Annotated in this window: 15 protein-coding genes; 4 read left to right on the forward strand and 11 right to left on the reverse strand. The window is 44.5% G+C overall.

What is annotated here, in order from left to right; all coding sequences use genetic code 11:
* Positions 1-4 precede the first annotated feature (4 nt).
* The 7 genes from AC07VD_RS11415 to AC07VD_RS11445 all read right to left on the reverse strand — a co-directional run bounded on the left by AC07VD_RS11415 (position 5) and on the right by AC07VD_RS11445 (position 7,124).
* The gene (locus AC07VD_RS11415) at positions 5-658 is read right to left on the reverse strand and encodes an O-methyltransferase (protein ID WP_015714429.1); all 654 of its coding nucleotides are present in this window, start codon (positions 656-658) and stop codon (positions 5-7) included.
* A 151-nt stretch (positions 659-809) separates the two neighbouring features.
* Positions 810-1,892, reverse strand: coding sequence for an endolytic transglycosylase MltG (gene mltG, locus AC07VD_RS11420; protein WP_014477501.1), 1,083 nt, complete (start codon positions 1,890-1,892; stop codon positions 810-812).
* A 129-nt stretch (positions 1,893-2,021) separates the two neighbouring features.
* On the reverse strand, positions 2,022-2,303 hold the full coding sequence (locus tag AC07VD_RS11425; RefSeq protein ID WP_003246199.1) for a DUF1292 domain-containing protein: 282 nt from the start codon (positions 2,301-2,303) through the stop codon (positions 2,022-2,024).
* Between the two features lie 17 nt (positions 2,304-2,320).
* Positions 2,321-2,737, reverse strand: coding sequence for a Holliday junction resolvase RuvX (gene ruvX / locus AC07VD_RS11430; RefSeq protein ID WP_003229795.1), 417 nt, complete (start codon positions 2,735-2,737; stop codon positions 2,321-2,323).
* Positions 2,738-2,744: 7 nt separating this feature from the next.
* Positions 2,745-3,011: an IreB family regulatory phosphoprotein gene (locus AC07VD_RS11435; protein ID WP_003225903.1), complete on the reverse strand. Its 267-nt coding sequence runs from the start codon at positions 3,009-3,011 to the stop codon at positions 2,745-2,747.
* 84 nt (positions 3,012-3,095) lie between these two features.
* Entirely contained in the window at positions 3,096-5,732 is a 2,637-nt protein-coding gene (alaS, locus tag AC07VD_RS11440) for an alanine--tRNA ligase (RefSeq protein WP_342819572.1), read from the reverse strand.
* A gap of 330 nt (positions 5,733-6,062) precedes the next feature.
* Positions 6,063-7,124 carry an AI-2E family transporter gene (locus AC07VD_RS11445; RefSeq protein WP_009967889.1) on the reverse strand — a complete coding sequence of 354 codons (1,062 nt, stop codon included), beginning with the start codon at positions 7,122-7,124 and terminating at the stop codon, positions 6,063-6,065.
* A gap of 154 nt (positions 7,125-7,278) precedes the next feature.
* On the opposite strand from AC07VD_RS11445, the gene AC07VD_RS11450 reads away from it, so the two are divergent.
* From AC07VD_RS11450 to AC07VD_RS11465, 4 genes are read left to right on the forward strand one after another with little or no spacing between them, the layout of a single operon-like run.
* Complete coding sequence (locus tag AC07VD_RS11450; protein ID WP_086344137.1) at positions 7,279-8,007, forward strand: amino acid ABC transporter ATP-binding protein; 729 nt, start codon at positions 7,279-7,281, stop codon at positions 8,005-8,007.
* 21 nt (positions 8,008-8,028) lie between these two features.
* Positions 8,029-8,850 (forward strand): glutamine ABC transporter substrate-binding protein GlnH, encoded by an 822-nt coding sequence (glnH, locus tag AC07VD_RS11455; RefSeq protein ID WP_024572806.1) that lies wholly within the window; start codon positions 8,029-8,031, stop codon positions 8,848-8,850.
* Between the two features lie 60 nt (positions 8,851-8,910).
* Positions 8,911-9,561 carry an amino acid ABC transporter permease gene (locus tag AC07VD_RS11460; RefSeq protein ID WP_017696071.1) on the forward strand — a complete coding sequence of 217 codons (651 nt, stop codon included), beginning with the start codon at positions 8,911-8,913 and terminating at the stop codon, positions 9,559-9,561.
* A 16-nt stretch (positions 9,562-9,577) separates the two neighbouring features.
* A complete protein-coding gene (locus tag AC07VD_RS11465; protein ID WP_342819573.1) occupies positions 9,578-10,234 on the forward strand; it encodes an amino acid ABC transporter permease in 657 nt (218 codons plus the stop codon).
* A gap of 34 nt (positions 10,235-10,268) precedes the next feature.
* On the opposite strand, the gene AC07VD_RS11470 is transcribed toward AC07VD_RS11465, so the two are convergent.
* From AC07VD_RS11470 to recD2, 4 genes are read right to left on the reverse strand one after another with little or no spacing between them, the layout of a single operon-like run.
* Positions 10,269-10,400 carry a YrzQ family protein gene (locus AC07VD_RS11470; RefSeq protein WP_003229780.1) on the reverse strand — a complete coding sequence of 44 codons (132 nt, stop codon included), beginning with the start codon at positions 10,398-10,400 and terminating at the stop codon, positions 10,269-10,271.
* A gap of 21 nt (positions 10,401-10,421) precedes the next feature.
* Positions 10,422-10,613: a YrzR-like zinc ribbon domain gene (locus AC07VD_RS11475; RefSeq protein WP_003225893.1), complete on the reverse strand. Its 192-nt coding sequence runs from the start codon at positions 10,611-10,613 to the stop codon at positions 10,422-10,424.
* 11 nt (positions 10,614-10,624) lie between these two features.
* Complete coding sequence (locus tag AC07VD_RS11480; RefSeq protein WP_080478416.1) at positions 10,625-11,149, reverse strand: PRC-barrel domain-containing protein; 525 nt, start codon at positions 11,147-11,149, stop codon at positions 10,625-10,627.
* Between the two features lie 56 nt (positions 11,150-11,205).
* On the reverse strand, positions 11,206-13,602 hold the full coding sequence (gene recD2, locus AC07VD_RS11485; protein ID WP_494721788.1) for an SF1B family DNA helicase RecD2: 2,397 nt from the start codon (positions 13,600-13,602) through the stop codon (positions 11,206-11,208).
* Positions 13,603-13,621 lie beyond the last annotated feature (19 nt).

A 13,621-nucleotide genomic window follows, 5' to 3' on the forward strand; every position in this document is an offset into this window, starting at 1 on the left:
ACGTTCACCTCTTCTTTTTACTAATCGCAAGTCCGTCCCCGACAGGAATAATCGCAGTTTGATAATCCGGATGATTCATCAACCAATGATTATATTCATCAATTTTTGCTACAAGCCTGCGCCTTCTCTTCGGTTCTATTTTGCTGTAATCCTCTGCCACCAGACCCTTAAACAGCACGTTGTCCGTTAAAATCACCCCGTCCGGTGAAAGCATCGGTTCATATAAATGAAAAAAGTTTTGATACTGACCTTTTGCAGCGTCAATAAAAATGACATCGTAAGGCGCAGTTACATGAACGGCGTCGGCTAATTCAAGCGCATCTCCGTAAAAAACATGAATCCGGTCATCAAGCTGAAATTCCTTGATATTGTTTACCGCTTCTTCATGCCGTTTCTCATTGCGTTCAATTGTATATATTTCAGCAGACGGCAGCTCCAGCGCCATTCGAATAGCTGAATAACCAATGGCCGTTCCGATTTCTAGTATTTTTTTCGGCTGTTTCACAGACAAAATTTGAAGCAGCACCTCCATGCCCGCTTTTTCCATGATCGGGACATGATGTTCTTCTGCATATGCTTCAAGCTTCTTCACGTTATCCGGCCGAGGCTTTAATAATGCTTCTATATAGTCATTTATTTGTTCATACCGGTCAGTCACTACAAACAGCCTCCCGTTCTAAAAAGGAGTGCCCCAGTCTTTTGCGCAGGACACTCTCTGAATACATCATGATACATCGGTAAACAACCCGATATATTTTATCATAAAACCTTGCGGAAAGCGAACAAAAGGAGAGCTTTTTGCTCTCCTTTTATTTCTCATTTTTTGAGGAAATGTATTTTTCTTTTGCTTTATTATGCTCTTTTAGCGTTTTTGTAAATACGACCTCACCATTTGATTTGGCCAAGAAATACAGATAGTCCGTTTTATCCGGATGCAGCGCCGCTTCCCATGACGACATGCCGGCATTGGCAATCGGCCCTGGCGTCAGCCCTGTGTTTTTATACGTATTGTATGGTGAATCGATTTCCAGATCCTTATAAAGAACCCGATCTTTATGCTTGCCTGCCGCGTACAGCACGGTCGGATCTGTTTGGAGCGGCATTTTCTTTTTCAGGCGGTTATAAAAGACGCTCGCAATTTTGTGGCGGTCGGCTTTTTCAGTCGCTTCTTCTTCTATCAAAGAAGCCATCGTCAGCAGCTTATGCACAGAAAGTTTGTTTTTCTTCATTTCTGATTTATATGTTTCCACATAAGAATTTGTCTGCTTAATCATTGCCTTGATAATGTCTTCAAGTGATGTGTCCGGATCGTTAAAAGGGTATGTAGCCGGGAATAGGTACCCTTCAAGCGGGTGCTTAATGTTTTTATTGAAAACATCATTTGTCACAGTGTCCGGGAATTCTTTCTTCAGCTGATTGATAAATGTTTCATCGTCCAGCTTCGCTATGACTTGTTTTTTAGAGTATTTTGTTTCATCAGCAATAGCAGCCGCGATTTGGGTCAGCTGTGCTCCCTCAGTCACTGTGATTTGAAAAGCGTAGCCTGTAGCCCCGCTTGTCAGCTTCTGAATAATGGCATCTAAATCCATACCTTTATTCAGATGGTAGAATCCGGCCTGAAACCCGGAAGCACCTTTATATTTCACATAGTACTGAAACGCCTTCTCGCTTTTTATGACATCATTTTTCTTTAATATCGATGCGATGGCTGAAACAGACGAACCGCTCGGAATGTTAATATTAACTGTCGTTTTACTGTCTTTTTCAACAGGTTCAAGCAATGATTTCCCATATAAAAATGCCCCGCCAATGATGAGAAACAGCACAACAATGGAAGACAGTATGATTCTTTTTTTATTAAAAAACGATTTTTTTTGCTGATTGATATACATTAGGTCTCCTCCCATCAGCTCTTATACTACATGATTCATTGTATTTCGGCAATTTATTACAAAAAGAGGCCTGCATAAAGCAGAAAAAGCCGGAGCAGTATAGCTCCGGCTTTGGTTTGGCGCGATGTTTTACTCTTCGTCTTCGTCCGCTAAGAATGTGTTTAGTGTTTCTTCGATCATATCCCATTCTTCGTCAGTTTCAATCGGGAATAGCTCACCGTTTTCACCGTCTTCGTTTGGCGTGAAGCTGGAAGCAAGAATTTCTACTTCTTCGTCATCTTTTGATTCGATCGGGTAGTACAAGACATAAGACTTGCCAAACTCTTCGTTTTCAAATGTAAACAGCACTTCACAAAGCTGTTCATTTCCTTGATCGTCAACAATTGTAATATTTTTTTCGCCGTGTTCCATTTTCTTCACCTCTGGCTTTAATTTAAGCTGTCAAGATATCCTTGTAAAATCATAACAGCCGCCATTTTATCAATGACTTTTTTTCGTTTTTGCCTGCTGACGTCAGCTGCAATCAGCATTTTTTCAGCCGCCATTGTGGTAAGACGCTCGTCCCACAGCACAACAGGAACATTGTACGTTGTTTCAAGCACTTTCGCAAATGTTTGGCTGGCTTCGCCTCTCGGGCCGACTGTTCCGTTCATGTTCTTAGGAAAGCCAAGCACGATTTTATCTATAGTATAGTCCTTTATCAGTTCAGATAAACGGGATAAACCATAATCGCCTTCTGCTTCATTTATCTTTATGGTCTCAATGCCTTGAGCAGTCCAGCCCATTTCATCGCTCAGAGCTACACCGAGTGTTTTGGTTCCTAAATCGAGTCCTAATATTCTCATTCTTTATTTACGCCTCTTTATGCTGTTCTAAATAAGACTTTACCAATTCCTCGATTAATTCGTCTCTTTCAAGTTTGCGAATTAAATTGCGAGCGTCACGATGCCTAGGAATATAAGCGGGATCACCTGACAGCAAGTATCCGACAATCTGGTTGATTGGATTGTAGCCCTTTTCCTGAAGCGCGTCATACACTGTAATCAGCACCTCATTTACGTTAGTCTCAGCAGAATCATCGGAGAAATTAAATTTCATCGTTTTATCAAACGAGCTCACCGTTTTGCACCTCTTTCCCAAATTCGCAGGCAAAGTTCAGCCTGGGGTCCTAATCTTACCATCATTCTACACTACATGGGCGAATTATAAAACGGATTTCACCCAATCTTCTACAGAAGCCAAAGCTTCTTCTAATTTTTCTGGCTGTTTGCCGCCTGCCTGCGCCATGTCCGGACGGCCTCCGCCGCCTCCGCCGCAAACTTCCGCAGCTTGTTTAACCAGCTTGCCGGCGTGAAGGCCTTTCTCAATGAGGTCCTTTGTGACTCCGGCAGAGATATTAACTTTATCGTTTTGTACCGCACCAAGCACGATCACCGCAGAGCCAAGCTTTACTTTGAGTTCATCGACCATAGTGCGGAGATGATTCATGTCTTTTGCATTTACTTTTGCCGCAAGCACGTTTACGCCGTCAACTTCTTTTACTTTCGACAGGATTGCTCCTGCTTCCACGTTGCCTAGTTTTGCAAGAAGAGATTCATTTTCTCTTTGTGCTTCCTTCAGTTCAGCCTGCAGAGCCGCGACCCGTTTCGGCACTTCTTTGATATTTGTTTTCAGCTCGTCAGCGGTCTGCTTCAATACAGAAATCTGGCTGTTCATTTCGACGTAAGCGCCTTGTCCCGTTACAGCTTCAATCCGTCTTGTGCCTGCTCCGATTCCGGATTCAGAAACGATTTTAAACAAGCCGATTTCTGCTGTATTTCTGACATGGCAGCCGCCGCACAGCTCTAAGCTGTAATCTCCAACTTGAACGACACGGACAATATCGCCATATTTCTCGCCGAACAGTGCCATCGCACCCATTTCTTTTGCTTCAGCGATCGGTTTCAAATCAATGCTGACCGGGATGCTCGCCCAGATCTTTTCGTTTACGATTCTTTCAATTTGTTCAAGCTCTTCTTTTGTCACTTGGCCAAAGTGCGAGAAGTCAAAACGAAGACGGTTTTCCGTTACAAGAGAGCCCGCCTGATTGACATGAGTTCCAAGAACATCTTTTAGAGCCTGATGCAATAAATGCGTTGCCGTGTGGTTTTTAATGACGCCGCTTCTCATATGGTCTTCAACTTCAGCCGTAACATGCAGGCCTTTTTGAACAGTACCGCTCTCCACAACACCTTCATGCACATGCTGGCCGTTCGGCGCTTTTTGAACATCTTTAATTCTTACAACTGCCTGCTCGTTTCGGAGATAGCCTTTATCGCCGATTTGGCCGCCGCTTTCTGCATAGAACGGTGTTTCATCAAGAATGATTTGAACGCTTTCTCCTTCATGAGCCTCTTCGATTAATTGGCCGTCCTGAAGAAGCACAATGATATTGGCATCAGCTTTGGTTTGAGAGTAGCCGACAAATGTGCTTTCATCTGTCACGTCGCGCAGTGCGCCGCCCTGCACCTGCATGCTGCCGACATCCTGGCGGGCGTTTCTTGCCCGTTCACGCTGCTGGTTCATTTCCTCCTCAAAGCCCTCATGGTCAACCGTCATGTTCTCGTCTTCTGCGTATTCTTCAGTCAATTCAACCGGGAATCCATACGTATCATACAGTTTAAACACATCAGCACCTGAGATAACGCTGCTGCCCTTGTCTTTTTCTTTTTTGATCATTTCTGACAGGATCGCAAGCCCTTCATTAAGGGTCTCATGGAAGCGTTCTTCCTCGGTTTTAATGACTTTTGCGATGAAATCCGCTTTCTCTTTCACTTCAGGATAGAAATCAGCCATGATTTCTGCGACAACCGGCACTAAATCAAACATGAACGGACGATGGATGTTGATCGTTTTGGCATAACGCACGGCACGGCGTAATAAGCGTCTTAATACATAGCCGCGGCCTTCATTTGACGGCAGCGCACCGTCACTGACAGCAAAGGCAACCGTTCTGATATGGTCAGCAATCACTTTAAACGCAGTGTCTTTCACATTGTCTTTGCCATATGTTTCACCAGAAATCGATTCTGTTGCTTTAATGATCGGAACAAACAAATCGGTTTCAAAGTTTGTCGGAACATTCTGGATGACAGATACCATTCTTTCAAGACCCATGCCTGTATCAATGTTTTTCTTTGGAAGCGGTGTGTACGTGCCGTCAGGGTTATGGTTGAACTCTGAGAACACTAGGTTCCATACTTCCAGGTAACGGTCGTTTTCCCCGCCTGGGTAAAGCTCCGGATCTTCTGGATCATTACCGTATGCTTCACCGCGGTCGTAAAAGATTTCCGTATTCGGTCCGCTCGGCCCTTCACCGATATCCCAGAAGTTCCCTTCCAGACGGATAATTCTTTCTTCAGGAATACCGATTTTTTTCGCCCAAAACTCATATGCCTCTTCATCTTCAGGATGAACCGTAACAGAGAGAAGCTCTTTGTCGAAGCCAATCCACTTGTCGCTCGTTAAAAACTCCCAAGCCCATGTAATGGCTTCTTCTTTGAAATAATCGCCGATGGAAAAGTTTCCGAGCATTTCAAAGAAAGTGTGATGGCGCGCAGTTTTACCTACATTTTCTATATCGTTTGTTCTGATCGCTTTTTGAGCGTTTACGATTCTTGGATTTTCCGGCACGACACGGCCGTCAAAATATTTTTTCAGCGTCGCAACACCGCTGTTGATCCAAAGCAGTGAAGGATCCTCATGAGGCACTAATGACGCGCTTGGCTCTACCGCATGTCCTTTTTCTTTAAAGAAATCCAAAAACATTTGACGCACTTCCGCAGAAGTTAAGTGTTTCATTGTATTTCCTCCTCTATAAAAATCGAAATTCTCTTCAGTGACAGCAAAAAAGCCCTCCCCCTATGCAAACCAACGTTTACACAGGGACGAGAGCTGTCTCGCGGTACCACCCTGATTACGGGCATTCATGCGCCCGTCACCTTTAACCCTGTAACGCAGGATAAGCGGCAGTGATTAACTGCACTCAGGATTAGCTTCCTCCGATCTTCTGATAAAGCTCCTTTCAGCTTATGGAGCTTCTCTCTTTAACAGGGCTTCGGCGTACTCAGATCCGTCACTCGAGATTCGTATGTATTCTACGAGAAATTATAGACAAGCGGCACGCCGATGTCAATGCTCCGTCCTCATCCGCAAAAAATGGATCATCATTACTTTTAAAACAGCGGTCGCAGGAACAGCCAGAATCATCCCGACGATTCCCGCAAGCTCCCCTCCGGCAAGGAGTGCAAGCATGATAACGACCGGATGCATTTTAAGGCTTCTGCCGACAATGAACGGACTGAGGATATTTCCTTCCATAAACTGCAGAATAAACACCGTAATCACCACAACAAGAACCGCTTTGACTGAGATCGTCATCGCAATTAACAACGCAGGAACAGCTCCGATGAAAGGGCCAAAATACGGGATGACATTCGTTACTCCAGAGATAAGGCCAAGTATCAGTGGATACGGAAGCCCAAATACCCAGAACGAAATGCCTGCAATCACACCAAGAATCAAGCAGACCAAAAGCTGGCCGCGGATATAATCGCCAAGCGAATCATCCACATCCCGCAAAAAGGCGCTGCCCCGCTTTCTCCACGACTTCGGAGTCAAGTACCATACTGTCTTTTTCATTAACTCAATGTCCTTCACCATATAAAACACGAGAAAAGGGATTGTTGCAGCAATTAAGAAGTAATCAAGCACATTGCGGATCCCGCTGATCGCACCCTCGATCGTTCCCGCAAAAAACGCCTCCGTCTGGCGGATCATTTTATCTATACGGTGATGCATACCATCAGGCCAGTCATCCGTATGGTTATGCACATGAAGAAGAAGCCCGTTATACGTTTCGGCAAACATGGGTATATTTTCTGACAAATCCGTCAGCTGCACGATTAAAACAGGCACCCCTTTATACAACGCCCAGCCAATCCCGCCAAAAAAAAGAACATAAATGACCAAGATGCTCAAAGTCCTAGGCAATCCTTTGCCATGCAGCCATTCCGTGACCGGAAGCAATAAATAAGATATAAAAATAGAAATGATCAAGGGAATAAAGATCGTTTTTATGACGAGCCAAAAGGGTGACCATAACATATCAAGCATAAAAAAGACATAGACTGTTAACAGAACCAGCAAACAAATAGCCACCCACAACAAAAGCTGCACCGGTTTTTGGAGCATCTGCTTTCACCTCACCTATATCTTTTGAGGTTTACACGGAATTATTCTTTATGTTTCTTTAGTCAGTCAGAAGTCATGGACATTTTTCCACATTTAATTTTCAGAAAAGTTTGATCATTTACTTTTTGGTCAAATTTCTGATAGGAGGATTGCGATGATCACATTTCAAAATGTAAACAAGCATTACGGAGATTTTCACGTGTTAAAACAAATTAATCTTCAAATCGAAAAAGGCGAAGTCGTTGTTATCATCGGCCCATCCGGTTCCGGTAAAAGCACATTGCTCAGATGCATCAACAGACTTGAGACGATCAATGAGGGAGTGCTCACAGTAAACGGCACCGTCATTAACGACAGAAAAACTGATATCAATCAAGTGCGGCGGAATATCGGGATGGTGTTTCAGCACTTTCATTTATATCCGCATAAAACAGTGCTGCAGAACATCATGCTGGCTCCGGTAAAAGTGCTTAGACAATCACCTGAACAAGCAAAGGAAACGGCGCGGTACTATCTTGAAAAAGTCGGCATCCCAGACAAGGCTGACGCCTATCCTTCCCAGCTTTCCGGCGGGCAGCAGCAGCGTGTTGCCATCGCAAGAGGACTGGCGATGAAGCCGGAGGTCATGCTGTTTGACGAGCCGACATCAGCACTTGATCCTGAAATGATAGGCGAGGTGTTAGATGTCATGAAAACACTCGCCAAAGAAGGCATGACAATGGTTGTCGTGACACACGAAATGGGGTTTGCCAAAGAAGTTGCCGACCGAATTGTCTTCATTGACGGAGGAAAAATTTTAGAAGAAGCAGTGCCGGCTGAGTTTTACGCGAACCCGAAGGAAGAACGGGCCCGCTTATTCTTAAGCCGTATTTTAAATCATTAAAACAGAAATGGGGGAGCTTGTATGAAAAAGATTTTTTCTTTAGCATTGATTTCTTTATTCGCTGTCATCTTGCTTGCCGCTTGCGGCAGCAAGGGATCAAACGGAGAAGCCTCAAAGGAGAGCAAAAAAGATACGCTAGCCGCCATTAAAGACAATGACAAAATTGTCTTCGGCGTAAAAACGGACACTCGACTGTTCGGTCTTAAAAATCCAAGCTCAGGTGAGATTGAGGGTTTTGATATTGATATTGCCAAACAAATCGCTAAAGACATTTTAGGCGATGAGAAAAAAGCTGAATTTAAAGAGGTCACCTCAAAAACAAGGATTCCTATGCTGCAAAACGGGGATATCGACGCCATTGTCGCCACAATGACGATCACTGAAGAACGAAAAAAGGAAGTTGACTTTTCTGATGTCTATTTCGAGGCCGGGCAATCGCTGCTCGTGAAAAAAGGCAGCAAAATCAAGAGTGTCGAGGATCTTGGCAAAGGCTCAAAAGTTCTTGCAGTAAAAGGCTCCACCTCCTCTCAAAACATTCGTGAAAAGGCGCCTGAAGCATCTGTTTTAGAATTTGAAAACTACGCAGAAGCCTTTACAGCCCTTAAATCGGGGCAAGGCGATGCCCTCACCACAGATAATGCGATTTTATATGGAATGGCTGATGAAAATAAAAATTATCAATTAACAGGAAAGCCTTTTACAGATGAGCCTTACGGGATCGCCGTGAAAAAAGGGCAATCGGCTCTCGCGAAAGAAATCAACGCTTCACTTAAAAAGATGAAGTCGGATGGCAGATACGATGAAATTTATAAAAAATGGATTAAAGAAGACCCAGCTGAATAACAACCATCCCGGGATGAGCAGGTGATGCTCATCCCGATTTGATAAGGAGTGAATAGGCAGATGAATGTGTCAATTCTTTTCGATAACTTCGGCATGTATATGGACGGTTTTTACCATACCTTGCTCGCAAGTGTTATCGCGCTGGCCGGCAGTTTTGTCCTCGGCGTTACTGTAGCGGTTATGAGAATAACAGTCTTTAAGCCGCTGCAATGGCTCGGGACCGCATATGTAGAGTTCATCCGCAACATCCCTCTTCTTTTAATTACCTTTGTTTTCTATTTCGGACTTCCAAACGCAGGCCTGAGGCTTGACGGTTTTCAAGCGGGAACGGTTGCTCTCACCATTTATACCTCTGCGTTTATCGCTGAAGCCATCAGAGCAGGCATCCAGTCTGTTTCAAAAGGGCAGATGGAAGCGGCACGCTCGTCAGGCTTTACCTACAGCCAGGCCATGCTCCATATTATTTTGCCGCAGGCAATCAAAATCGTCATTCCGCCTTTAGGCAATCAATTTTTAAACTTAGTCAAAAACTCTTCGATTCTTGGGGTTGTGGCCGGATTGGATCTTATGTACCAGGCTGATTTAGTCTCGTCGAGCACACTCGTTGTATTTGATGTTTATATTTTCGTGGCGCTTTTTTACTTAGTGCTGACGATTCCGCTTAGCATCGGTGTTAACTATCTGGAAAAACGACTGGAAAAAAGCTATTGATAAGGAGTGAGTTACATTGGATTTCATCGGTGCTTATTCACAGGAGCATTTAGCATTTTTATGGGATGGCTTTCTCGTCACCTTGTACGTTGCTTTCATCTCCATCATTCTGAGCTTTTTCTTCGGTTTAATCGCAGGAACCCTGCGTTATGCGAAAGTTCCCGTTCTTTCTCAATTGATTGCGGTTCTCGTTGAAACGATCAGAAACCTCCCCTTGCTGTTAATTATTTTCTTTACGTTTTTTGCCCTTCCGGAAATTGGGATTAAGCTTGAAATTACAGCTGCTGCAATTACAGCACTAACGATTTTTGAATCCGCTATGCTATCTGAAATTATCCGAAGCGGACTGAAATCAATTGACAAAGGACAAATTGAAGCGGCGCGCTCCTCCGGGCTGAGCTATACACAGACCCTGTTCTTTATCATCATGCCGCAAGCGCTTCGCCGCATGGTTCCGCCCATCGTAAGCCAGTTTATTTCTTTATTAAAAGATACATCGCTCGCTGTTGTGATCGCCCTGCCTGAACTGATTCACAACGCGCAAATTATAAACGGCCAAAGCGCAGACGGCAGTTATTTTTTCCCGATCTTTTTACTTGCGGCCCTTATGTATTTCGCAGTCAACTACAGCCTTTCACTCGCAGCAAGACGCCTCGAGGTCCGGCAAACATAGAAAAGGATACTCTTTGGAGAGTATCCTTTTTGCATTAAAACATTTTCGTAATTCTTCTTCTCATCCGCTTCATGCTTCGATTATTCAGCATGTCAGATTGAGTCGCCATTCGGTACACGAGAGCTCCGGCTCCCATTGCCAAAAGAGAAGTCATCGTCCGATTCATCCTGCGCATCTCCTTTCATGATTAAAAATTGATGCTGCGTTCATCCTCAGAAAACAAATCATCCAAGCTGCTTAACGTTCCGTCTTCTTCCACCTGATGAGTTGCAATCTTCCCTTTCGCCACTGTCAGTTCAATAAAACAGCCCCAGCAATAATATTGGTTCACGCCGATTTTGCCGATATCCTTACTTTTGCAATTCGGGCATATAAGCATACCTCACACCTCTATCCGTTCAGAACGATCTCGTCTTTCCGCACCTCGACAAGCGAATCCGCTCTTTGGATCTGGCGCTTGCTTCCCGCCAGGTCAGAAAAGAAACCGTCCGAGAGTTCATATGCTACGATTATGCCCCTGTCCAAACAAAAGTATACATCTTCCAGCATCCCCAATATATCCCCCTCTTGCGATTTCACAAGCTTCATCTTCATCTGCTCGTATGTGAAGCATGTTTTCGGAAGAGGCAGAAGCTGTTCTGAACTGACCGAAGCCAATATGCGGTCATCAAGAATGGAAGAGATATCACACGCCCGTAATAGCGCATGATGATGATGCAAAAAGCGTTTTTGTGCAAGAATAAACCCAAGACAATCTCCTTTCAGAGAAAAACAAATATCGGAAATTGCCCCGAGATAACAAGAAGTTCGTTCTGAGTATACTGGGAATCCTTCTACTTCATGGCATGTTCTCAAAGTGTGATCAACCACCTTTTGTTGAACAGGCTTAGGTTTTGCTTTGCGCCTTAGACTCATACGATGAAATCAATTCCACTGCAAATGAAAAAAACTCCCGCTTACACGGGAGCATTTTATTGCTGTTCTTCTTTCATAAAATCGAATGGTGTAATGCCTTCCATGCCAATGTTGGCGTCGTGTACGCTGAACGGGAGCTCTTTTTGGAGAGCCTCAAGCTCGGCATCCATTTCCTCAACCTGTACGGACAGCCTGTTTTTTAAGGAGGTCTGTCTGACAGTTGCATCATTATTTTTCACGCCCCACTCCAGCGCCTCCTCTTCCCCGCATAAAATGAGAAATTTCTTCGCTCTTGTAATCGCGGTATAAAGAAGGTTTCTTCTGAGCATTCTATAATAGCCTTTCACAACAGGCAAAACCACAATCGGAAATTCACTTCCCTGCGATTTATGAATAGAACAGCAATACGCATGGGTAAATTGATTAAAATCTTTTTTCGTAAATGTCATTTCATTGCCGTCAAAAGAAACGACGGCCATGTCTTCTTTTTCTGTATTTTCCTTTGCATAAAATATCGACGTGATTTCGCCAATATCTCCGTTGAACACATTGTTTTCCGGCTGATTGACAAGCTGCAAAATTTTATCTCCGGTTCTGTAGACAACATCCCCGAACTTCAATTCTCTCCGTTTTTCTTTAGGAGGATTTAAAATGTCCTGCAGCATCACATTCAATTCATTAATGCCGGCTTTTCCTTTGTACATCGGAGCGAGGACCTGAATGTCCTTTGCTGTATAGCCTTTTTTCAATGCATTGGCGACAACCTTCTCAACTACTTCTTTGATTTGCGACCCGCCGCAGCGAATAAAGGAACGGTCCTTTGTCGGGGCAGTCAAATTGTTCGGCAGCAATCCATTTTTCATCTGGTGGGCAAGCTCGACGATTGATGACCCCTCCGCCTGACGATAGATGTCTGTCAGTCTCACAGTCGGAATCACCTGGGATGCCAGCAGGTCTCTGAGCACTTGTCCCGGACCGACGGAAGGCAGCTGGTCTTCGTCTCCTACAATGATGATTTGTATATGATCAGGGATCGCCTTGAACAAATGATTCGCCAGCCATATATCAAGCATACTGGCTTCATCGATAATTAACAGCTTCCCTTCGATCGGCTGATCCTCTGTATGAGTAAAGCCTTCAGCACCGTTCCAGCCAAGCAGCCTGTGTATCGTGACTGCAGGAAGTCCCGTTGATTCACTCATCCGTTTTGCTGCTCTCCCTGTCGGAGCGGCCAAAACAATCGGAAAAGCTTCATCCTTTTTATAAGCTGACGGGTCTAGTGACACACCGTGAAGCTCTCCGTAGAGCTCGACAATCCCTCTGATTACCGTCGTTTTTCCTGTTCCCGGGCCGCCTGTTAAAAGAAGCATCGGCGAGGAAAGGGCTTTTTGAATCGCTTCCTTCTGGCTGGGGGCATACTGAACGTTCATCCGTTCTTCCAGTTCTCCCAACGCGAGCAAAAACTCTGATTCGGGAAACTGGTTCTCATATTCGGTTTGGCTAGCGATATGTTTCACACGCTTTGCAACGTTTTGTTCTGCGTAAAACAGCGACGGAAAATAACAGCGGCCATCTTCAATGACAATGTCTTTATTTTCTCCAAGGGCAATAATCGCGTTAGCGGCATCCATTTCTGTGATGCGCTGTCCTTCCCTTGCTGACTGGTTTAACAGAGATTGGGTGTCAATGATCAGCTGTTCCGTTTCTATGTACGTGTGCCCCTCTGACAAACAAGTCGTTTCAAGCGTGTACAAAATAGCAGCTTTTACCCGCTCAGGATGGTTACCCGAAAGACCCATTCTGCTGCCCAGCTCATCTGCTTTCCCAAACCCGATGCCTTCTACATCCTTCACAAGCTGATAAGGATTTTCCTGAATCTTTTCAAGCGTCTCGGATTCATAGGCTTGATAGATTTTCATAGACAGCTGCGGGCCAAAACCAAACTGATTCAAGGAAATCATGATTTGCTCCAGTCCCTGATGCCGCTGCAATGCACCGGCCAGCGTGTCGGCTTTCTTTTTTGAGAGTCTGGGAACATCATAAAGCACTGAAGCGTCAGCCAATATTTTATTAATGGCGCTGTCGCCCAGCTTTTTCACAATTTCTTCAGCAGTTTTTTTGCCGATTCCCTCGAATAAATCACTCGATAAATATTGAATGATGCCTTCCTTAGTCGTTGGAATCTCCTTTTTGAAATGCTCCGCCTGAAATTGGAGCCCGAATTTTGGATGGGTTACGATCTTTCCGTAAAACGTATAGGTCTCTTCTTCTTGAAGCGCAGGGAAGTAGCCCGTCACGGATACGGCTTTATCTTCAATGGCTTCGGAGGTCTCTGTGACTTTCACTTTCAGAACCGTATATAAATTGGTGTCATTATGATAGATGACTGTGTTGACTGTCCCTTTTAAATAGGGCTCTTCCTCCAGTTTAAGCTGATCCGGATGCTGCTGCACGAGCTGTCCCTCCTCCTGT

This window comes from Bacillus sp. GW821-FHT01G09, from assembly GCF_059422205.1.

Bases quoted from the DNA above. Each gene is read 5' to 3' on its own strand.
- mltG (WP_014477501.1), bottom strand. From the start codon at position 1,892: ATGTATATCAATCAGCAAAAAAAATCGTTTTTTAATAAAAAAAGAATC.
- glnH (WP_024572806.1), top strand. From the start codon at position 8,029: ATGAAAAAGATTTTTTCTTTAGCATTGATTTCTTTATTCGCTGTCATC.
- ruvX (WP_003229795.1), bottom strand. From the start codon at position 2,737: ATGAGAATATTAGGACTCGATTTAGGAACCAAAACACTCGGTGTAGCT.
- AC07VD_RS11450 (WP_086344137.1), top strand. From the start codon at position 7,279: ATGATCACATTTCAAAATGTAAACAAGCATTACGGAGATTTTCACGTG.
- AC07VD_RS11460 (WP_017696071.1), top strand. From the start codon at position 8,911: ATGAATGTGTCAATTCTTTTCGATAACTTCGGCATGTATATGGACGGT.
- alaS (WP_342819572.1), bottom strand. From the start codon at position 5,732: ATGAAACACTTAACTTCTGCGGAAGTGCGTCAAATGTTTTTGGATTTC.
- AC07VD_RS11425 (WP_003246199.1), bottom strand. From the start codon at position 2,303: ATGGAACACGGCGAAAAAAATATTACAATTGTTGACGATCAAGGAAAT.
- AC07VD_RS11475 (WP_003225893.1), bottom strand. From the start codon at position 10,613: ATGCTTATATGCCCGAATTGCAAAAGTAAGGATATCGGCAAAATCGGC.
- AC07VD_RS11480 (WP_080478416.1), bottom strand. From the start codon at position 11,149: ATGAGTCTAAGGCGCAAAGCAAAACCTAAGCCTGTTCAACAAAAGGTG.
- AC07VD_RS11470 (WP_003229780.1), bottom strand. From the start codon at position 10,400: ATGAATCGGACGATGACTTCTCTTTTGGCAATGGGAGCCGGAGCTCTC.
- AC07VD_RS11445 (WP_009967889.1), bottom strand. From the start codon at position 7,124: ATGCTCCAAAAACCGGTGCAGCTTTTGTTGTGGGTGGCTATTTGTTTG.